Origin of the sequence: Chachezhania sediminis (genome assembly GCF_009765275.1) — a bacterium.
GTDB lineage: Bacteria > Pseudomonadota > Alphaproteobacteria > Rhodobacterales > Rhodobacteraceae > Chachezhania > Chachezhania sediminis.
In genome coordinates, this window is record NZ_VOPH01000004.1 from 427,335 (window position 1) to 446,777 (window position 19,443).

Consider the following 19,443-nt stretch of genomic DNA (forward strand, 5'->3'; position numbering starts at 1 on the left):
GCGAGCGTGGTCATGACGATAGCACTTGCAGCCTGCTCTCCGGGTGAGCCGAAAGGCGACCCGGAGGTTCCGATGGTCTACAGGCCGGTGGAAACACGCAAGCTGGACGAAGATCTGGTACAGCTTTTCGTGACGGTCGAGCATCCCAAAGGGCTGGCCGACATTGAAGCTTTTGCCGATTGTGCAGCAGCGCAGTATGCTCTGATCCGGGGCTACGGTTTTGCGCGGCATTTGCGCACAAATCTGCAGGAAAAGGGTGGCGTGTGGACGGCAGATGCGGTTTACACGATCTCGCCGGCACTGCCCCAGGGGCTGCGCACCATCGACGCCAAAACGGTGGTGGCAGCTTGCCAGGAACATGGAATACCAACGGTGTGAGGACCAATGGCTAGCTTCTTTTCCGACACCTATCTGGGTATCGCTCTGGTCATCATAGGACAGATCCTGCTGGTCCTGTTGCCGCTGCTGGTTGCGCAGGCCTTCATCATGCTGGCCGAACGCAAGATCTGGGCAGCGGTCCAGCTTCGGCGCGGCCCGAACGTCGTGGGGGCCTTCGGCCTGCTGCAGAGCTTCGCCGACTTCCTGAAGTACATCGTGAAAGAAGTCGTCTTTCCCGCCGGCGCCGATCGCTTCGTCTTCATCCTGGCGCCGATCATTTCGGCCGTCATGGCGTTGGTCGCCTGGGCCGTGATCCCCTTTGGCGAGAATCTGGTCGTCGCCAATATCAACGTGGCCATCCTCTACGTGCTCGCCATCTCCTCGATGGAGGTCTACGGCGTGATCATGGGCGGCTGGGCCTCGAACTCGAAATATCCGTTCTTGGGCTCGCTGCGGTCGGCCGCACAGATGATTTCCTACGAAGTATCGATCGGCCTGATCATCATCGGTGTGATCATCTCGTCGGGCTCCATGAACTTCGGCCACATCGTGGACGCGCAGAAGGGTTCCTACGGTCTCTTCTCGTGGTACTGGCTGCCACACTTCCCGATGCTGTTCCTGTTCTTCATTTCGGCCCTGGCCGAAACCAACCGCCCGCCCTTCGACCTTCCCGAAGCGGAATCGGAACTGGTTGCCGGCTACCAGGTCGAATATTCGTCCACGCCCTTCGTTCTGTTCTTCCTGGGCGAACTTGTGGCGATGACGCTGATGTGCGCGCTTGTTTCGCTGCTCTTCTTCGGTGGCTGGTTGTCGCCGGTGCCGGGCCTGCCCGACGGGCTGCTGTGGATGCTCTTGAAGATGGTCATCGTCTTCTTCTGCTTCTCGATGGTGAAGGCGATCACCCCGCGCTACCGCTATGACCAGCTGATGCGCCTGGGCTGGAAGGTCTTCCTGCCGATGAGCCTGGTCTGGGTGGTCTTCGTTGCCTTCGCGGCCAAGTTCGACTGGCTCTGGGGCACCTATGCCCGCTGGGCCGTGGGGGGCTGACAGGCATGGCGCTCGACTACGCATCGGCCAAGCAGATCATCCGTCTGGCGGCATCCATGCCGATCAAGGGCGAGGTTCTGATGCTGGGCCGGCAGGCCATCCAGGTCAGACCGAAGCACGCCGCGGCGCTGGACGGGATCCTGGCCGGTGCCGGTTACGACTTCACTTTCGCCGACCTGCTGCAGGAAGACGGCTTTTCGGAGACGTTGTTCCTGAAGCTGGGCTTCCCGTCGGTGCTCAGCATGGACCTGTCGGACTATGAAGGTGCCGACATCCTGCACGACCTGAACGATCCGGTGCCGGACCATCTGTACGGCCGGTTCGGGATCGTCTTCGACGGCGGCACCACGGAACATGTCTTCGACGTGGCGACGACCATGGCCAATGTGGACCGGATGCTGGCGCCGGGCGGGATCTTCGTGTCCTGCGCGCCCGGCAACAACTGGTTCACCCATGGCTTCTATCAGTTCAGCCCTGAACTGGTGTACGGCTACTGGAAACATGGCTGCGGCTACGACGTGTGTTCGTGCCTGATGCTGCCGGAAATGCCGCGCGACAAGGCGCGGGAGATTCCGGATCCGGCAGGGCTGAATCACGACGCGGTGGCCGGGACTGTCGTCCCTAATCAACGGGTCTACCTGTACTATGAAGTCCAGAAGGGGCCTTGGGCCCATCCTTACCGCCGGGCATTGCAGACCGATTATGTCGCCCGGTGGTCCCAGCACGACGTCGCGCAGGGGCGTTACGATTCACCGATCGTGGCGCGCCGGCATGAACATGAAGCCAGGTCTTGATAAGGGGCGCATCCAATGACGCAAATCGACTATGCCCGCGCCGCCAAGTACTTCCTGCTGGCCGACTTCTTCAAAGGGTTCAAGCTGGGTCTGAAGTACTTCTTCAGCCCCAAGCAGACGATCAACTATCCCTACGAGAAGGGCCCGCTGAGCCCCCGTTTCCGGGGCGAGCACGCGCTGCGCCGCTATCCCAACGGGGAAGAGCGCTGCATCGCCTGCAAGCTGTGCGAGGCGATCTGCCCGGCCCAGGCAATCACCATCGACGCCGAACCGCGCGAGGACGGCAGCCGCCGGACGACCCGGTACGACATCGACATGACCAAGTGCATCTATTGCGGCTTCTGCCAGGAGGCGTGCCCGGTGGATGCCATCGTCGAAGGTCCGAACTTCGAATTCGCCGCCGAAACGCGCGAAGAGCTGTTCTATGACAAGGAAAAGCTGCTTTCCAACGGCGAGCGCTGGGAAGCAGAGATCGCCCGCAACCTGGAAATGGATGCACCTTACAGATGACCGCCTTTTCGGGACAGATCGGAATGGAAGGCACCGCGGGGACGATCCCCGCGGACTGCTTTGGTGTTCCCGGCTCCCGCGTGGCGGCTAGCGTCCGGCGGCATGGGGGGCTGTCATGAACGATCAGCCGAACAACCCGTTCGAGGCGATGGTGCGCCAGGCGATGGACATGGCCAAGACGGTCAATCCCGCGCTGGTCAGCTTTTCGACCAAGGATTTCGAAACTCTCTGGCCGACCATGCCGAAAGAGATGATGGAATTCTGGTTCGGCAACGCTGTGAACAAGGACGGGCTTGATGCCCGCACCCGCCTTCTGCTGACGTTGGCGGGCCTTACGATGCAGGGTGCGCAGGCCGACACGGCGATCCGCCAGACGGTGCGCCACGCGATCGAGGCCGGCGCGCGCAAGCAGGAAATAATCGAGACAATTGGCCAGATGTCGGTATTCGCCGGCGTCCCGGCCATGACCCGTGCGCTTGATCTGGCGCGCGAGGTTCTGGACAAGCCAGAGGAGCAAGCGACATGATCGCCTTTTCCTTCTACCTTTTCAGCATCTGCGTGCTGGTCGGCGGGTTCTTCACCGTCGTCTCGCGGCAGCCGGTCCATTCGGTCCTGTGGCTGATCCTTGCCTTCCTGTCCTCGGCGGGGCTGTTCGTCCTTCTGGGGGCGGAATTCGTGGCGATGCTGATGATCATCGTCTACGTCGGCGCCGTGATGGTGCTGTTCCTCTTCGTGGTCATGATGCTGGACGTCGACTTTGCCGAACTGAAGGCAGAGATGGCGAAATACATGCCCCTTGCACTGGTGATCGCGCTGGTCCTGCTGATGCAGTTCTTCCTGGCCTTCGGCGCCTGGGATGCGAACTCGGCCGCCGAGACGCTGCGCGGCAACGTGACCCCCGCGGACATTCCCAACACCAACGCGCTGGGGATGATCCTCTACGACAAGTACTTCCTGCTGTTCCAGCTGTCGGGCCTGATCCTGCTGGTCGCGATGATCGGGGCCATCGTCCTGACCATGCGTCACCGGACGGACATCAAGCGCCAGAACATCCTGACCCAGATCTATCGCGATCCGGCCAAGTCGATGGAACTGAAGGATGTGAAGCCGGGACAGGGCGTCTGACCCGGCGCCCTTTGGGCGACTGAAAGTGATGCCAGCCCCGGCGAGGGGCACAGCAAAGCCAAACGTTCGGGGCCGACGGTCCCCGCGCGATCCAGAAGAACCGAGGGACGACATGATCGGACTGGAACATTATCTGACGGTGGCGGCGACGCTCTTCGTCATCGGGATATTCGGGCTCTTCCTGAACCGGAAGAACATCATCATCCTTTTGATGTCGATCGAACTCATGCTGCTCTCGGTCAACATCAACATGGTCGCCTTCTCGAGCTTTCTCGGGGACCTCACGGGGCAGGTGTTCACCCTGTTCATCCTGACGGTCGCCGCCGCCGAGGCCGCCATCGGCCTGGCAATCCTGGTGTGTTTCTTCCGCAACCGCGGCTCCATCGCGGTGGAAGATGTCAACGTGATGAAGGGGTGAGCCCATGGAACTGATCATCCTCTTCGCTCCCCTGATCGGCTCGCTGATCTGCGGCTTCGGCTGGCGGGTCATCGGCGAGAAAGCCGGCATGGTGATCGCGACCGGCCTGCTGTTTCTGGCGGCGCTTCTGTCGTGGATCGTGTTCCTGTCCTTCGACGGCACGACCCAGATCATCACGATCATGCGGTTCATCGAAAGCGGTTCCTTGTCGACTGACTGGGCGATCCGCCTGGACCGGCTGACGGCGATCATGCTGATCGTGGTCACCACGGTCTCCAGCTTGGTGCACCTCTATTCCTGGGGCTACATGGCCGACGATCCCCAGTTCCCGGACGTGAAGTACAAGGCGCGCTTCTTCAGCTACCTGTCGTTCTTCACCTTCGCGATGCTGGCGCTGGTCACCTCGGACAACCTGGTTCAGATGTTCTTCGGCTGGGAAGGCGTGGGCGTCGCGTCCTATCTGCTGATCGGCTTCTACTACAAGAAACAGTCGGCGGGTGCCGCGGCCATGAAGGCCTTTGTCGTCAACAGGGTCGGTGACTTCGGTTTCGCTCTGGGCATCTTCGCGCTGTTCTTCCTGTCGGACAGCATCGACTTCTCGGTCATCTTTGCCGACATGCCGACGATTGCGGAAACCCGGCTTCATTTCCTGTGGACCGACTGGAACGCGGCAGAGGTCTGTGCCTTGCTGCTGTTCATCGGTGCCATGGGCAAGTCGGCCCAGCTTTTCCTGCACACCTGGCTGCCGGACGCCATGGAAGGCCCGACCCCGGTGTCGGCGCTGATCCACGCCGCCACGATGGTGACGGCCGGCGTCTTCCTGGTCTGCCGGATGTCGCCGCTGTACGAATTCGCACCTGACGTGAAGCTGTTCATCGCGGTCCTGGGCGGCACCACCGCCTTCTTCGCGGCGACCATCGGTCTGGTGCAGAACGACATCAAGCGCGTCATCGCCTATTCGACCTGTTCCCAGCTGGGCTATATGTTCGCCGCGGCCGGGTCGGGCGTCTATTCGGTGGCGATGTTCCATCTGCTGACGCACGCCTTCTTCAAGGCGCTGCTGTTCCTTTGCGCCGGTTCGGTCATCACCGCGATGCACCACGAACAGGACATGCGGAACTATGGCGCTCTGCGGAAGAAAGTGCCCTTTACCTTCTGGGCGATGATGTTCGGTACGCTGGCCATCACGGGCGTGGGCATTCCGTTCACGGACATCGGCTTTGCCGGCTACCAATCCAAGGACGCGATCATCGAATCCACCTGGGGCGCGGGCAACATGTACGCCTTCTGGATGACGGTCATCGCCGCTGCGCTGACGGCCTTCTATTCCTGGCGGCTGGTGTTCATGACTTTCTACGGCAAGCCGCGCGGCGACCGTCATGCGCATGACCATGCCCATGAAAGCCCGCTGAACATGCTGATCCCGCTGGGGGTCCTGTCCCTGGGGGCGATCTTCTCGGGCATGATCTTCCTGAACAGCTTCTTCGGTCATACCGACCAGGTTGCCAAGTTCATGGGCATCCCCGTGGCCGAAGCGTCGGCGGTTGCCGGCGGCGATCATGCCGCTGCGGATACCGGCCATGGCGAGACCGACAGCCATGCCACGGCCGAGGCAGGTCATGGAGAGGCGGCGGAAGGCGATCACGGTGCGGGCCACATGGTCTTTGCCGGCACGCCGGGCGAGGGGGCGATCTATATCGCGCCGGACAACCACGCGCTGGAACGGGCGCACGAAATCCCGTGGCTGTTGAAGTTGTCGCCGACGATCGCGATGCTGCTCGGCCTGGCGATGGCTTACCTGTTCTACATCGTGAACCCGAAACTGCCGGTCCGCCTGGCGCAAAGCCAACCGGCCATCTACCAGTTCCTGCTGAACAAGTGGTACTTCGACGAGATCTACAACGTGATCTTCGTCAAGCCCGTGCTGCTGCTTGGCAAACTGTTCTGGAAGCGGGGTGACGGGTCTGTCATCAACGGCTTCCTGAACTGGCTGGCCATGGGCGTGGTGCCGTTCTTCACCCGCCTCGCAGGCCGGGCGCAATCCGGCTACATCTTTACTTACGCCTTCTGGATGGTGCTCGGGCTTGCATTCCTGTTCACCTGGATGTCGCTCAGCGGAGGGGCGCACTGATGCTGACGGACTCGATCCTTTCCATCGTCACCTTCATCCCGATGGTGGCGGCCGTGATCCTCGCTGTGGTCCAGCGCGGCACGGACGAGGCTGCGCAGCAACTGGCCAAGTACTACGCGCTCTTCACCACCACGGTCACTTTCCTGGTCTCGCTGGGCATCCTGTTCCAGTTCGACCCGTCCAACACCGGCTTCCAGATGGTGGAAGAGGGCGAGTGGCTGATGGGCCTGACCTACAAGATGGGCGTCGACGGGATCTCCGTTCTGTTCGTCCTTCTGACCACCTTCATCATGCCGCTGGTCATCCTGTGCAGCTGGGAAGTGAAGACCCGGGTCAAGGAATACATGATCGCCTTCCTGCTGCTTGAATCGCTGATGCTTGGCGTGTTCATGTCGCTGGACCTGGTGCTGTTCTACCTGTTCTTCGAGGCCGGCCTGATCCCGATGTTCCTGATCATCGGCATCTGGGGCGGGGCGGACCGTGTCTATGCCTCGTTCAAGTTCTTCCTCTACACCTTCTTCGGCTCGGTCCTGATGCTGGTGGCCATGGTGACGATGTATTCGATCTCCGGCACCACCGACATTCCGACCCTGATGGGCTGGCAGTTCGCCAGCGACTCCTTCAGCGTGCTTGGCATCCATGTCATTGGCGGCCTGCAGACCTTGCTGTTCCTGGCCTTCTTCGCCAGCTTCGCGGTGAAGATGCCGATGTGGCCAGTCCACACCTGGCTGCCCGACGCCCACGTTCAGGCGCCGACCGCGGGTTCCGTGGTTCTGGCTGCCATCCTTCTGAAGATGGGCGGCTACGGCTTCCTGCGCTTCTCGCTGCCGATGTTCCCGGTGGGCGCGGACGTCATGGCCCCGGTCGTCCTATGGATGAGCGCTATTGCCATCGTGTACACCTCGCTGGTGGCGCTGGTGCAGGAAGACATGAAGAAGCTGATCGCCTATTCGTCCGTCGCGCACATGGGCTTCGTCACCATGGGCATCTTTGCGGCGAACGAGCAGGGGATCGACGGCGCCATCTTCCAGATGCTCAGCCACGGCTTCATCTCGGCGGCGCTCTTCCTTTGCGTCGGCGTCATCTATGACCGGATGCACACGCGCGAGATCACGGCCTATGGCGGCCTGGTGAACAGGATGCCGGCTTATGCGACCGTCTTCCTGTTCTTCACCATGGGCAATGTGGGCCTGCCGGGCACGTCCGGGTTCGTCGGCGAATTCCTGACGATGATGGGCACCTTCCAGGTCAACACCTGGGTCGTCTTCGTGGCGGCATCGGGCGTGATTTTCTCGGCTGCCTATGCCCTGTGGCTTTACCGTCGGGTCGCGATGGGCGACCTGATCAAGGAAAGCCTGAAGACCATTACCGACATGACCCCGCGCGAGAAGTTCATCTTCACTCCGCTTGTCGTCATGACCCTTTTGCTGGGCGTCTATCCGTCGCTGATCACCGACCTGATCGGGCCCTCGACGGCGGCGCTGGTCCAGCACTATGACACCGCGCTGGAAGCGGCGAAGACCGCGACCCAGATCGCATCCCACTAAGGAGCCAGACGCGCGATGGAACCGAACCTGCAGGCCGATCTGGCCGTCATCCTTCCCGAGATCGTCCTGGCGCTCTTCGCGATGGCGGCCCTGATCGGGGCGGTCTACACGAAGAAGGACGCGCTGGCGCCGGTGCTGGTCTGGCTGACCGCGGCGGTGATGGCGGTGCTGGCCGTATATGTCGGCGCTGTCGAATCCGGCACGCACATGGCTTTCGGCGGCATCTTCATCGATGACGACTTTTCCCGCTTCGCGAAGTTCACGATCCTGATCGCCGCCGCGGTGGTCCTGATCATGAGCCAGGAGTACATGTCGAAGCACGGGCTGCTGCGCTTTGAATACCCGGTGCTGATCTGCCTGGCCGCCGTTGGCATGATGGTCATGGTTTCGGCCGGCGACCTGATGACGCTTTACATGGGGCTCGAACTGCAATCGCTGGCGCTCTACGTCGTGGCTGCGCTGCGCCGGGACAGCATCAAGTCGACCGAGGCGGGCCTGAAGTACTTCGTTCTGGGCGCGCTGTCGTCGGGCCTGTTGCTGTTCGGTGCATCGCTGGTCTACGGCTATTCCGGGACGACGCTGTTTTCCGGCATCATCCAGACGACACAAGACGGCGTTTCCATCGGCATGTTGTTTGGCGTGGTGCTGGTGATCTCGGGCCTGGCGTTCAAGGTTTCGGCCGTGCCGTTCCACATGTGGACGCCAGACGTCTATGAAGGCTCGCCGACGCCGGTGACCGCCTTCTTCGCAACCGCGCCGAAGATGGCCGCTATGGCGCTTTTCGCCCGCGTCCTTTACGACGCGTTCGGCGGTGCCGTAGGCGACTGGCAACAGGTGCTGGTGCTGCTGTCGGTGGCATCGATGCTGCTGGGCTCCATCGCGGCCATCGGCCAGACCGACATCAAGCGCCTGATGGCCTATTCGTCCATCGCCCACATGGGGTATGCCCTGATGGGTCTGGCCGCCGGCACCGAAGCCGGGGTCGAGGCGATGCTGGTCTACCTGGCCATTTATGTCACGATGAACGTGGGCGCCTTTGCCTTCATCCTGTCGCTGGAACGCGACGGCCAGCCGGTGACCGACATCAAGGCAATGGGCGGCATGGGCGCACGTGATCCGGCCAAGGCCATGGCGATGCTGATCCTGCTGTTCTCGATGGGGGGTGTGCCGCCGATGCTGGGCTTCTTCGCCAAATTTGCGGTCTTCACGGCAGCCATCGAATCCGGTCTGTACTGGCTCACGGTGATCGCGGCGATCTCCTCGGTCATCGGTCTCTTCTACTACCTTCGCCTTGTTTACATCATGTATTTCGGGGAAGAGGCCGAAGAGCTGGACCATCGCACCCAGCCCGTCCTCTGGGGGTTCCTGATGGTCTCGGCTGCGGCCATGGTCCTGGGCGTGTTCAACATGTTCGGCGTGGACACCGCAGCAGCCGCGGCGGCGGCTACTCTTGTCCACTGAGGACTGGCCCACGGGCTACGACCGCCGTGTCCTGCACGAGGTCGACAGCACATTGAGCGAGGCGGCCCGCGTGGCCGCCACGCTGGACCGGCCGACCTGGATCCTGGCGCATCGTCAGACCGCGGCCCGGGGCCGGCGCGGGCGCGCCTGGTCGACGCCGGTCGGCAACTTTGCCGCCACCCTGATCCTGACCCCGTCCGAACCCGCCGGCGATGTGGCGCTGCGCAGCTTTGTGACCGCGCTGGCACTCTACGATGCCGTGGCCGAGGTGGTGGGATCCGACACGGGCCTGCGGCTGAAATGGCCCAATGACGTGCTTCTGAACGGTGGCAAGCTGGCGGGCATCCTTCTGGAAAGCAGCGGGCTTGGAACGAAAGTCACGCATCTGTTCATTGGGATCGGGGTGAACCTCGCCTCTGCCCCGCAACCGTCCGAGGTGGAAGCGCGCGCCCTGCGGCCCGTGTCCCTTCTGGGAGAAGCGGGCGTGGACATCGGCGCGGAAGCCTTCCTTGACGCGCTGGCCCAGTCCTATGCACGGCAAGAGGCGCGCTTTGTCGCCGAAGGCTTTGCCCCGATCCGAGCGGCGTGGCTGGCCCGCGCCGCGAAGCTGGGAGAAGTCATCACCGCGCGTACCGGCAAGGACGAAATCATCGGCCGGTTCGACACGGTGGACGAGCAGGGCAACCTTGTTCTATCCACGCTCGGCGGTCGCAGGGCGATCCCGGCGGCCGAGGTCTTTTTCTGACCGCATAACTGATTTTGGGGGGAGGGAGCGATGCTCCTGGCCATCGACTGTGGCAATACGAACACCGTGTTCTCAATCTGGGACGGCGAGACGTTCCTCGCGACTTGGCGGACATCGACCGACGGCAGGCGGACGGCGGACCAGTACTATGTCTGGTTCTCGGCCTTGCTGCAGCTTCATAAGATCGAGGCGCAGATCTCGGACGTGATCGTGTCGTCGACGGTGCCGCGGGTGGTTTTCAACCTGCGCGTCTTCGCCGACCGTTATTATCACACGCGCCCCCTTGTGGTCGGCAAGCCGGACTGCCATTTGCCGATAGACGTCCGCGTCGATACCGGAACGGCCGTTGGGCCGGACCGGCTGGTCAACACGGTGGCGGCCTATGACCTCTTCGGCGGCGATGCGATCGTCGTCGATTTCGGCACCGCCACCACCTTCGACGTGGTGGGCAATGACGGCGCCTATGTGGGGGGCGTGATCGCGCCGGGTGTGAACCTGTCGCTGGAAGCGCTGCACATGGCGGCGGCCGCGTTGCCGCATGTCGATATTTCGAAGCCCCAGCGCGTGGTGGGCACCAATACGGTGGCCTGCATGCAGTCGGGGATCTTCTGGGGCTATATCGGCCTCGTTCGCGAAATCTGCGCGCGCATCAAGGCCGAACGAGACCGGCCGATGCGTGTCATAGCTACAGGCGGGCTGGCGCCGCTCTTCCAGCAAAGTGTCGATCTGTTCGACGAATTCGTGGACGACCTGACGATGCACGGACTGTCCGTGATCCACAGGTACAACAAGGAAACGACCTGACTTAATGACTGATGAAAACCGACTGATCTACCTGCCCCTGGGCGGGGCCGGCGAGATCGGCATGAACGCCTATGTCTACGGCTATGGCAAACCGGGCAAGGGACGCCTGATCCTCGTCGACCTGGGGATCACCTTTCCCGACATGGACACGACCCCGGGGGTCGAACAGATCCTGCCCGATATCGCTTGGCTGAAGGAACGCCGCGACCGGCTGGACGCGATCTTCATCACCCACGCACACGAAGACCATGTGGGCGCGCTGGCGCATCTCTATGCCGATCTCGACGTACCGGTCTATGCCCGTGCCTTCACGGCCAACATCGCCCGCCGCAAGATGGACGAACAGGGCCATCCGGAAAGCGCCGTTCATGTCGTCGATCCCTGGCCGCACCAGGTGAAGGCGGGCCCGTTCCGGGTGGGCTTCCTGCCGATCGCGCATTCGATTCCCGAAAGCGCCGGTCTGGTCATCGACACGCCGAAAGGTCGCCTGATCCATTCCGGCGATTTCAAGCTCGACCCCGAACCGGTGGTGGGCGAAGCCTTCGATCCCGATCTCTGGGCTTCGGTCGCGGCGCTTGGCGTTCACGCGCTGATGTGCGATTCCACCAACGTCTTTTCGCCCAGTCCGGGCCGGTCGGAATCTGAACTGTCCGGTCCCATCCAGGACCTGCTGGCCGACGCGCCCGGCATGGTCGTGGCCACGACTTTTGCCTCGAACATCGCGCGCCTGGTGACCATCGCCGAGGCTGCGCAGAAGGTCGGCCGGTCCGTCGTCCTTCTGGGCCGTGCCATGCGCCGCATGGTTGAGGCCGCGGTCGAAACCGGCATCCTGACCGATTTCCCGGGCGTCGTCAGCCCGGAAGACGCGGCCCAGATTCCCCGCGAAAATCTGCTGGTGCTGGCCACCGGCAGCCAGGGCGAACGCCGCGCGGCCTCGGCCCAACTGGCCCGCGGCAAGTTCCTCGGGATCGAGATGAAGGCGGGGGACACGTTCCTGTTTTCGTCCAAGACCATCCCTGGCAACGAACGCGACGTGATCCGGATCATGAACCAGTTGTCGGAACGCGGCATCGACGTCGTGGACGACAGCGGCGGCCGCTACCACGTCTCGGGCCACGCGAACCGGCCCGACCTGCAGCGGCTCCATTCCATCGTGAAGCCGAAGATGATCATCCCGATGCACGGTGAACACCGCCACCTGCGGGAACATGTGAAACTGGCGGAAGAGGCCGGCTTTGCCTCGGCCATCGCGGTCAACGGCACCATGCTGGATCTGACCGGCGACACGCCGCAGGTGCTGGAGCTGCTGGAAGCCGGGCGCACCTATGTCGACGGTTCGGTCAAGATCGGCGCCTTCGACGGCATCGTCCGCGACCGGATCCGGATGGCGCTGAACGGCCACGTGACGGTGAACATCATCATCGACGAGGAAAACCGCCTGCTGGGGGATCCCTGGTGCGAACCGATGGGCCTGCCGCCGAAAGGCCAGTCCCGAAAGCCCGTGGCAGACCGGATCGAAAAGGAGCTGTCCTCCTTTTTTGCCCGCGCCGACCGCAAGCTGATGAAGGACGACGGCAAGATCGACGATGCGATCCGCCGTATCGCGCGGCAGACCGCCAATAGTGAAATCGGCAAGAAGCCCGAAGTCACCGTCATCATCTCGCGCCTGGAATAGCGCGCGCGCCGCCACTTCTTTGATCTTCAAATATCTCGGGGGGCCGGGGGGCAGCGCCCCCCGTCTGCCCGGGACGCGTGGCGGTCGGCTGGGTTCCGACAGAACCGGTCAGGCCTTCCGGCGTCGGGTTATCCGACCGCATCAAGAAGCGGCCGGCGCCGCACTCCGTCAAAAGTTCTTCATGTTCTTGAAAAACAGATCGCCGGCGGCTGGTCGCGCGTGCCCGGATGCGGGCGACAGGACCGTCGTTCGACGGGCGGTCGGCGGTTATGGGGGCGCCGGAGGCGCCCTTCGGGCGATCTCGGGCGGATCCGGCAATCGGCAATGCGATGGCGCGCCGGATCCGACATTTCCTCAGCTGGCGCGGCGTTCGTCGAAGCTCAGCGCGATGAAGCTGGGCATGTGATCGCCCATGCCCACCACGGGACCGCCACTTCCGCCATCGGACTTTCGTCCCCGGCCACTCGAGGACCGCGACCTGCTGTCGGACCCCGACGCGGCCTTCTCGGACGGTTTTTCGACCGTCTCTTCGACGCTCTTGTCCGATCCCCTGACCTGGCTTTTGTCGGAGCGCTTGTCCGACCCTTTCTCCGAACCCCTGTCCGAACCCTTGTCCGAAGACCCGCGCGACGAACCCGAGGCACGGGTCCGCGTGCGCGACCGGCCGCTGCCGGAGGTCGAGGTTTCTGCCTCTTCCGTCTCGGTCTCCGGGGCGGAGCTCTTCAGCGGGTTCTCGATCCGCGGGATTTCCTTCTGGATCAGGGCTTCCACCTGGGCCATGTTCTTCTCGTCGCGCGTGGCACAGATCATCATCGCCTTGCCTTCGCGGCCGGCGCGGCCTGTGCGGCCGATCCGGTGCACATAGTCCTCGGCATGGCTGGGCACGTCGAAGTTGAAGACGTGGCTGACGCTGGGGACGTCCAGGCCGCGGGCGGCGACGTCGGATGCCACCAGGAACCGCAGTGTCCCTTCGCGGAAACCGTCGAGTGTCCGGGTCCGCTGGCTCTGGTCCAGGTCGCCATGGATCGGCGCCGCGTCATATCCGTATTTCTTCAGCGACTTGGCGACGATATCTACGTCCGTCTTGCGGTTGCAGAAGATGATCGCATTGGTGCACTTGTCGCCTTCGGCGTCGATCAGTGCACGCAGCAGGTTGCGTTTTTCCGACCCTTCGCGGTCGCGGCGCGAGCCCTTGAAAAGCACGACCGACTGTTCGATCGTTTCCGATGCGGTGGCCTGACGGGCGACCTCGATGCGTTCGGGTGCGGACAGGAAGGTGTTGGTGATACGCTCGATCTCTGGCGCCATGGTGGCCGAGAAGAAGAGTGTCTGCCGGGTGAAGGGCGTCAGCGAGAAGATGCGTTCGATGTCGGGGATGAACCCCATGTCCAGCATCCGGTCGGCTTCGTCCACGACCATGATCTGCACGCCGGTCAACAGCAGCTTGCCGCGTTCGAAATGGTCCAGCAGGCGGCCGGGCGTGGCGATCAGAACGTCGACGCCGCGATCAATCAGTGCGTCCTGTTCCTTGAACGAAACGCCGCCGATCAGCAGCGCCTTCGTCAGCTTCAGGTATTTGGTGTAGGTGTCGAAGTTTTCCGCCACCTGGGCCGCCAGTTCGCGGGTAGGGCAGAGCACGAGGCTGCGCGGCATGCGCGCCCGGGCGCGGCCCTGGGCCAGCCGGGTGATCATCGGCAGCGTGAAGGACGCCGTCTTGCCGGTGCCGGTCTGGGCGATGCCCAGCACGTCGCGGCCTTCCAGGGCGGGCGGAATGGCCCCGGCCTGGATCGGTGTCGGCGTTTCATAGCCTGCGTCGGCGACAGCCTGCAGGACCTTCGGATTGAGGTTCAGATCAGAGAACTTGGTCATATGTGTCCGTTGCTTGCGGACACTGACTTGGCCCGCACGTCTGGGTTCATGCCGACCCGGATGGCCGCGGCGGAGCGCCGGCTTGTGCACATGTGGCCGGGCCATAGCAAATTGTGGCGCCGGGGTCAAATCCGCGTGTACTTGCCGGGGGGCCGCATTCCGGCGGATCGGGGGCGTTGCCGCGCCGAAAGTTCACCTTGCGGCGTTTTCAGATTGAAGGAGCCCCTGGGAGAGAGCCACGATGGTTCACGCTCGGCGTGCGGTGAACCGGGGCCGCTGCTTCCGCACCCCCGGGATTACTTGAGGACCGAAGACGTCAGGGGGACAGCGCTTTCCGCATCTACCGTGGTCCGGGCGGTCGGGGGGGTGCCAAGCACGCGCCGCTTATTCGTCGGTGGACCGGTGCTTCTTGAAGCGCTGCAAGCGGGCGAAGACGGTGCGTCGTTCGGTCATCAGAAGCCGCAGCAAGCGGAAGCCCAGCGGGCGCAGGAGCGGGTCTTCTTCGGCCAGGCGCCAGAGCCGGGCCAGGATCAAACGGTCCATGTCGCCCGTGTCCAGCGCATAGGGTGTCAGATCGAAGGCGATGGGATGACGCGGGCGTTCTGCCTTTTTCGGGAAGGCCTGATCATTGCGGCGTCCGGACAAGCGGCGTTCGCTGTCGTGCAGCTTGATCATGTCGAAAAGCATGGCGATCCCCATGCCGCCCGACACCTGGGCCTGGTTTTCGCCATGGGTTGCGAAGGTCACGCAGGCCGAAACCAGCCAGCGCACCGGCAGGACGTTCGCCATCGCATCGCCCTGTTCGGCCCAGATGCGACGGAACAGGCAGAGCGCCTCGCGCGGGGGATCCCTGCGGCGAAGCACGGCCACGCACATCGCGTGGACCAGCGCCAGTTCGTTCATGCCGTCCAGTTCCGCCGTCAGCGTCGCATATTTGCGTTTCGCATCCTGCGCCTCGTAGGGGCCCAGCGGCGACGTATCGGCGCGCACCGTGCGCGCAGCCAGTTCGGAGAGGTCCACATCGACCGGCGGCAGCACCGCCAGAGGATCGTCGTAGGGGACTTCCTTGGCCTCTAGAAACCGCATCAGGCTATAAAAACCGCCTGGATAGATCGTATCATCTAGGTCCATCTGGGCAGGTCAGTCATCCCGTGCATCAGGTCATCATCTCCTTGGTCGCCGACAGTGTGACGTCCGGGTAGTCGCGTACAACGCGGTCGATATCCCATTGCAATCTTGTCAGAAAAACGATGTCGCCATCATGGTCGTGGGCGATGTGCTGCTTGTTGGCAGCGACCAGTTTCTCGACTGCAAGCTTGGGGCCATGTACCCATCGGGCAGAGTTAAATTGTGAACTTTCGAACCGTACAGGCAGACCGTATTCCAATTCGATCCGGGATGCCAAGACCTCGAATTGGAGTGCCCCCACGACACCTACGATGAAGCCGGACCCGATCGAGGGCTTGAAGACCTTGGCCGCGCCTTCCTCGGCGAATTGCATCAAGGCCTTTTCCAGGTGCTTTGCCTTCATCGGGTCGCCGGCGCGGCAGCTTTGCAGCAGCTCCGGCGCGAAGGACGGGATGCCGGTGACGCGCAGGGCCTCCCCCTCGGTCAAAGTGTCGCCGATGCGCAGTTGTCCATGGTTCGGGATGCCGATGATGTCGCCGGCCCAGGCCTCTTCCGCCAGTTCCCGGTCGGAGGCGAGGAAGAGCACGGGATTCGACACCGTCATCGGCTTTTTCGAACGGACATGGGTCAGCTTCATGCCGCGCTTGAAATGGCCGCTGGCCATGCGCAGGAACGCCACCCGGTCGCGGTGTTTGGGGTCCATGTTGGCCTGCACCTTGAAGACGAAGCCTGCGACTTTGTCTTCCTCGGGCGCGATCTTGCGCGGTTCGGCATTCTGGACCTGGGGTTCGGGGCCGAAAGCGCCGACACCGTCCATCAGTTCCTTCACCCCGAAGGAATTGATCGCCGAGCCGAACCAGATCGGCGTCAGCGTCCCGTCCAGAAGCGCCTGCCGGTCCAGCGGCGGCATCAGCTCGCGCACCATCTCCAGCTCTTCCTTCAACTGCTCCAGCAGCTGGGCAGGGACATGTTCGGCCAGCTTCGGGTCGTCCAGCCCGTCGATCCGGATCGATTCCGCCACTTTGTTACGGTCGGCGCGGTCCATCAGTTCCAGCCGGTCGTGCAGGATGTCGTAACAGCCGATGAAATCGCGGCCCTGGCCGATGGGCCAGCTGGCGGGCGTCACGTCAATGGCCAGGTTTTCCTGGATCTCGTCGATGATCTCGAACGTGTCGCGGCTTTCGCGGTCCATCTTGTTGCAGAAGGTCAGGATCGGCAGGTCGCGCAGGCGGCAGACCTCGAACAGCTTCTGGGTCTGGCTTTCCACGCCCTTGGCGCCGTCGATCACCATGACAGCCGCATCCACCGCCGTCAGCGTGCGATAGGTGTCTTCGGAAAAGTCCGAGTGACCGGGCGTGTCGACGAGGTTGAACCGGTAGCCGCCGTAATCGAAGGACATGGCCGAGGCGGAAACCGAGATGCCGCGGTCCTTTTCCATCTGCATGAAGTCCGACCGGGTGCGCCGCGCCTCGCCCTTGGCGCGGACCTGTCCGGCCATCTGGATCGCGCCGCCATATAGCAGGAATTTCTCGGTCAGCGTGGTCTTGCCGGCATCTGGGTGCGAGATGATGGCAAAGGTCCGGCGCCGGGCGATTTCCGGCGGCAGCGCGGGACGGTTGGAGCGGATTTCGGGCATGTCGGTCATGCGCCTGCCCATAGCGTCGGGGCGGGTCCGGCGCAACGGGTAGCAGAGGCCCGCCCGCGGCCCGAGGGGCTGGTCTAGGACGACGCGGGGTGTTTAGGTGGCGCGAGGGGCCGCCGAAGGACCGGCGCGCCTAGGGACAGGACTATCGGAAAGGGTCGGCCATGGATCTTGGAATCGCAGGCAAACGCGCGCTGGTCTGCGCGTCGAGCAAGGGCTTGGGCCTGGGCTGTGCGCAGGCGCTGGCGGCGGAAGGCGTCGACCTGGTGATGAACGCACGCGGGGCAGAGGCGCTGGAGGCTTCGGCCGAGGCGATCCGCAGGGATTACGGTGTGACGGTCACCACGGTCGCCATCGACGTGACCTCGCCCCAGGGCCAGGCCGAGGTGCTGGAGGCCGCGGCAGGTGTCGACATTCTGGTGACCAATGCGGGCGGGCCGCCCCCGGGGATGTGGTCCGACTGGGACCGCGAGGATTTCATCAAGGCCCTGGATGCCAACATGCTGACGCCCATCGCCTTCATGAAGGGGCTGATGCCGGCCATGATGGACAGGGGCTGGGGCCGGGTGGTCAACATCACCTCGCAATCCGTCCGGGCGCCGATTGCGCAGCTGGGCCTGTCGAATGCGGCGCGTACCGGTCTGACCGGCTATGTCGCGGGCACCGCGCGTCAGGTGGCGCCCTATGGCGTGAACATCAACAACCTGCTGCCGGGGATCCATGCCACGGACCGGGCGGTCTCGCTCGATGGCGGGGTGGCCGCGGCGCAGGGTATCACGGCCGAGGAAGCCCGCGAACGGCGCGAAGCCACGATCCCGGCCCGGCGCTATGGCACGGCCGAGGAATTCGGCAAGGCCTGCGCCTTCCTTTGTTCGCAGCACGCGGGGTTCATCGTGGGGCAGAACCTGATGCTGGACGGCGGCGCCACGCTTCTGACCATGTGACAGGGTGCCAACCCGCCGCGTTGCAGGATCCTGTCCGGGTTGCTATTCGGTCGGGATCCTGACCAATTCTATCGGACAAAAGGCAAGAGGCCCGTTCGTTGCAGCAGCCCAATCCTCCGCTGGCGCCGCGGCTTGAAATCCGCAACCTGACCCGCCGGTTCAACGGCCGACCAGTGGTCGACAATGTGTCGCTTGCCGTCATGCCGGGGCAGGTGACCTGCCTGCTGGGCCCGTCTGGCTGTGGCAAGTCGACGACGCTGCGCATGGTGGCAGGGGTCGAGATGCAGGAGCAGGGCGAGATCTGGGTCGACGGCCGCCTGATTTGCGACACGATCACCCGCGTGCCGCCCGAGGAGCGCGAGATCGGCCTGATGTTTCAGGACTTCGCGCTGTTCCCGCACCTGTCGGTGTCCGACAACGTGTCCTTCGGTCTGAAGGGCCCGCGCGACAAGCGCCGGGCCCGGGTGGTCGAACTGCTGGAGCGGGTGGATCTTCTGCGCCACATCGATGCCTATCCGCACCAACTGTCGGGGGGCGAACAGCAGCGCGTGGCATTGGCCCGCGCGCTGGCGCCGCGGCCCCGGATCATGCTGATGGACGAGCCGTTTTCCGGCCTGGACAACCGTCTGCGGGACGGGATCCGGGACCAGACGCTGGATCTGCTGAAATCCGAGAACACGGCCGTTCTGCTGGTGACCCACGAACCGGACGAGGCGATGCGCATGGCGGACGAGATCGCGCTGATGCGCGACGGGCGGATTGTGCAGCGGGGCGCGCCCTACAATGTCTATACCCACCCGGTGGACCGGGCGGCGGTGGCCTTCTTCAGCGACGTTAACGTGCTGGAAGCCAAGGTGGACGGGGCGCTGGCCGATTCCGCCTTCGGCCGTTTCCTGGCGCCGGGGATCCCGGACGGCACGGCCGTCGACATCGTCTTCCGGCCCCAGCACGTCCGGCTGGATTTCGACCGCAACGGGCATGGGCCGCGACCCACGCCGACCGATGGCGTGGCCGCCCGGGGTCGGGTCGCCCGCGCCCGGTTCCTGGGCCACGAAAGCCTGATCGAGTTCCGCATGGACCACGACGGATCCGACCTGAAGGCCACGGTCCCGGGCGTCTTCCTGCCGTCGGCCGGCACGCCGCTATGGCTGACCGTCCGTCGCGACCGCTGTTTCATCTTCCCGGCACAGAATCGGGCCAACGCCTGATCTGCCGCGACCCGGTT

General features: G+C 63.6%; 18 protein-coding genes. 15 read left to right on the forward strand and 3 right to left on the reverse strand.

Translation table 11 applies throughout. From position 1 onward, the window contains the following. Nucleotides 1–12: 12 nt before the first annotated feature. From FQK05_RS15475 to FQK05_RS15535, 13 genes are all read left to right on the forward strand, one after another. Nucleotides 13–378 carry a hypothetical protein gene (locus FQK05_RS15475; RefSeq protein WP_199252686.1) on the forward strand — a complete coding sequence of 122 codons (366 nt, stop codon included), beginning with the start codon at nucleotides 13–15 and terminating at the stop codon, nucleotides 376–378. A gap of 6 nt (nucleotides 379–384) precedes the next feature. Next, nucleotides 385–1,425, forward strand: a complete 1,041-nt coding sequence (gene nuoH / locus FQK05_RS15480) for an NADH-quinone oxidoreductase subunit NuoH (RefSeq protein ID WP_158968390.1) — start codon at nucleotides 385–387, stop codon at nucleotides 1,423–1,425. Between the two features lie 5 nt (nucleotides 1,426–1,430). Next, nucleotides 1,431–2,219, forward strand: a complete 789-nt coding sequence (locus FQK05_RS15485; RefSeq protein WP_158968392.1) for a class I SAM-dependent methyltransferase — start codon at nucleotides 1,431–1,433, stop codon at nucleotides 2,217–2,219. 15 nt (nucleotides 2,220–2,234) lie between these two features. Beyond that, entirely contained in the window at nucleotides 2,235–2,729 is a 495-nt protein-coding gene (gene nuoI / locus FQK05_RS15490) for an NADH-quinone oxidoreductase subunit NuoI (RefSeq protein WP_158968394.1), read from the forward strand. Between the two features lie 115 nt (nucleotides 2,730–2,844). Beyond that, a complete protein-coding gene (locus FQK05_RS15495; protein ID WP_158968396.1) occupies nucleotides 2,845–3,255 on the forward strand; it encodes a carboxymuconolactone decarboxylase family protein in 411 nt (136 codons plus the stop codon). Then, nucleotides 3,252–3,854 (forward strand): NADH-quinone oxidoreductase subunit J, encoded by a 603-nt coding sequence (locus tag FQK05_RS15500; protein WP_158968398.1) that lies wholly within the window; start codon nucleotides 3,252–3,254, stop codon nucleotides 3,852–3,854. The genes FQK05_RS15495 and FQK05_RS15500 overlap by 4 nt, the downstream gene beginning before the upstream one ends. Before the next feature lie 112 nt (nucleotides 3,855–3,966). After that, nucleotides 3,967–4,272 (forward strand): NADH-quinone oxidoreductase subunit NuoK, encoded by a 306-nt coding sequence (gene nuoK / locus FQK05_RS15505; protein WP_158968400.1) that lies wholly within the window; start codon nucleotides 3,967–3,969, stop codon nucleotides 4,270–4,272. A gap of 4 nt (nucleotides 4,273–4,276) precedes the next feature. Then, nucleotides 4,277–6,403: an NADH-quinone oxidoreductase subunit L gene (gene nuoL, locus FQK05_RS15510; RefSeq protein WP_158968402.1), complete on the forward strand. Its 2,127-nt coding sequence runs from the start codon at nucleotides 4,277–4,279 to the stop codon at nucleotides 6,401–6,403. Beyond that, nucleotides 6,403–7,950, forward strand: coding sequence for an NADH-quinone oxidoreductase subunit M (locus tag FQK05_RS15515; protein WP_158968404.1), 1,548 nt, complete (start codon nucleotides 6,403–6,405; stop codon nucleotides 7,948–7,950). The genes nuoL and FQK05_RS15515 overlap by 1 nt, the downstream gene beginning before the upstream one ends. A gap of 15 nt (nucleotides 7,951–7,965) precedes the next feature. Then, nucleotides 7,966–9,411 (forward strand): NADH-quinone oxidoreductase subunit NuoN, encoded by a 1,446-nt coding sequence (gene nuoN, locus FQK05_RS15520; RefSeq protein ID WP_158968406.1) that lies wholly within the window; start codon nucleotides 7,966–7,968, stop codon nucleotides 9,409–9,411. Beyond that, on the forward strand, nucleotides 9,401–10,156 hold the full coding sequence (locus tag FQK05_RS15525) for a biotin--[acetyl-CoA-carboxylase] ligase (RefSeq protein ID WP_158968408.1): 756 nt from the start codon (nucleotides 9,401–9,403) through the stop codon (nucleotides 10,154–10,156). The genes nuoN and FQK05_RS15525 overlap by 11 nt, the downstream gene beginning before the upstream one ends. A 30-nt stretch (nucleotides 10,157–10,186) precedes the next feature. Beyond that, nucleotides 10,187–10,960 carry a type III pantothenate kinase gene (locus FQK05_RS15530; protein WP_158968410.1) on the forward strand — a complete coding sequence of 258 codons (774 nt, stop codon included), beginning with the start codon at nucleotides 10,187–10,189 and terminating at the stop codon, nucleotides 10,958–10,960. A gap of 4 nt (nucleotides 10,961–10,964) precedes the next feature. Beyond that, complete coding sequence (locus FQK05_RS15535) at nucleotides 10,965–12,635, forward strand: ribonuclease J (protein WP_158968412.1); 1,671 nt, start codon at nucleotides 10,965–10,967, stop codon at nucleotides 12,633–12,635. 354 nt (nucleotides 12,636–12,989) lie between these two features. Here FQK05_RS15535 and FQK05_RS15540 read toward each other — a convergent pair whose 3' ends face one another. The 3 genes from FQK05_RS15540 to FQK05_RS15550 all read right to left on the reverse strand — a co-directional run bounded on the left by FQK05_RS15540 (nucleotide 12,990) and on the right by FQK05_RS15550 (nucleotide 17,268). After that, nucleotides 12,990–14,504, reverse strand: coding sequence for a DEAD/DEAH box helicase (locus FQK05_RS15540; protein ID WP_158968414.1), 1,515 nt, complete (start codon nucleotides 14,502–14,504; stop codon nucleotides 12,990–12,992). Between the two features lie 384 nt (nucleotides 14,505–14,888). Further along, nucleotides 14,889–15,635, reverse strand: a complete 747-nt coding sequence (locus FQK05_RS15545) for a hypothetical protein (protein WP_158968416.1) — start codon at nucleotides 15,633–15,635, stop codon at nucleotides 14,889–14,891. 25 nt (nucleotides 15,636–15,660) lie between these two features. After that, nucleotides 15,661–17,268 (reverse strand): peptide chain release factor 3, encoded by a 1,608-nt coding sequence (locus FQK05_RS15550; RefSeq protein WP_158968533.1) that lies wholly within the window; start codon nucleotides 17,266–17,268, stop codon nucleotides 15,661–15,663. Nucleotides 17,269–17,438: 170 nt separating this feature from the next. Here FQK05_RS15550 and FQK05_RS15555 point away from each other — a divergent pair, with 170 nt between their 5' ends. Next, on the forward strand, nucleotides 17,439–18,218 hold the full coding sequence (locus tag FQK05_RS15555) for an SDR family oxidoreductase (protein WP_158968418.1): 780 nt from the start codon (nucleotides 17,439–17,441) through the stop codon (nucleotides 18,216–18,218). 98 nt (nucleotides 18,219–18,316) lie between these two features. Continuing rightward, nucleotides 18,317–19,426: an ABC transporter ATP-binding protein gene (locus tag FQK05_RS15560; protein ID WP_158968420.1), complete on the forward strand. Its 1,110-nt coding sequence runs from the start codon at nucleotides 18,317–18,319 to the stop codon at nucleotides 19,424–19,426. The last annotated feature ends 17 nt before the right edge of the window (nucleotides 19,427–19,443 follow it).

What these genes read in the sequence shown, in the direction of transcription:
- FQK05_RS15475 (WP_199252686.1), top strand. Translation starts at nt 13, where the DNA reads ATGACGATAGCACTTGCAGCCTGCTCTCCGGGTGAGCCGAAAGGCGAC.
- nuoH (WP_158968390.1), top strand. Translation starts at nt 385, where the DNA reads ATGGCTAGCTTCTTTTCCGACACCTATCTGGGTATCGCTCTGGTCATC.
- FQK05_RS15485 (WP_158968392.1), top strand. Translation starts at nt 1,431, where the DNA reads ATGGCGCTCGACTACGCATCGGCCAAGCAGATCATCCGTCTGGCGGCA.
- nuoI (WP_158968394.1), top strand. Translation starts at nt 2,235, where the DNA reads ATGACGCAAATCGACTATGCCCGCGCCGCCAAGTACTTCCTGCTGGCC.
- FQK05_RS15495 (WP_158968396.1), top strand. Translation starts at nt 2,845, where the DNA reads ATGAACGATCAGCCGAACAACCCGTTCGAGGCGATGGTGCGCCAGGCG.
- FQK05_RS15500 (WP_158968398.1), top strand. Translation starts at nt 3,252, where the DNA reads ATGATCGCCTTTTCCTTCTACCTTTTCAGCATCTGCGTGCTGGTCGGC.
- nuoK (WP_158968400.1), top strand. Translation starts at nt 3,967, where the DNA reads ATGATCGGACTGGAACATTATCTGACGGTGGCGGCGACGCTCTTCGTC.
- nuoL (WP_158968402.1), top strand. Translation starts at nt 4,277, where the DNA reads ATGGAACTGATCATCCTCTTCGCTCCCCTGATCGGCTCGCTGATCTGC.
- FQK05_RS15515 (WP_158968404.1), top strand. Translation starts at nt 6,403, where the DNA reads ATGCTGACGGACTCGATCCTTTCCATCGTCACCTTCATCCCGATGGTG.
- nuoN (WP_158968406.1), top strand. Translation starts at nt 7,966, where the DNA reads ATGGAACCGAACCTGCAGGCCGATCTGGCCGTCATCCTTCCCGAGATC.
- FQK05_RS15530 (WP_158968410.1), top strand. Translation starts at nt 10,187, where the DNA reads ATGCTCCTGGCCATCGACTGTGGCAATACGAACACCGTGTTCTCAATC.
- FQK05_RS15535 (WP_158968412.1), top strand. Translation starts at nt 10,965, where the DNA reads ATGACTGATGAAAACCGACTGATCTACCTGCCCCTGGGCGGGGCCGGC.
- FQK05_RS15540 (WP_158968414.1), bottom strand. Translation starts at nt 14,504, where the DNA reads ATGACCAAGTTCTCTGATCTGAACCTCAATCCGAAGGTCCTGCAGGCT.
- FQK05_RS15545 (WP_158968416.1), bottom strand. Translation starts at nt 15,635, where the DNA reads ATGGACCTAGATGATACGATCTATCCAGGCGGTTTTTATAGCCTGATG.
- FQK05_RS15550 (WP_158968533.1), bottom strand. Translation starts at nt 17,268, where the DNA reads ATGCCCGAAATCCGCTCCAACCGTCCCGCGCTGCCGCCGGAAATCGCC.
- FQK05_RS15555 (WP_158968418.1), top strand. Translation starts at nt 17,439, where the DNA reads ATGGATCTTGGAATCGCAGGCAAACGCGCGCTGGTCTGCGCGTCGAGC.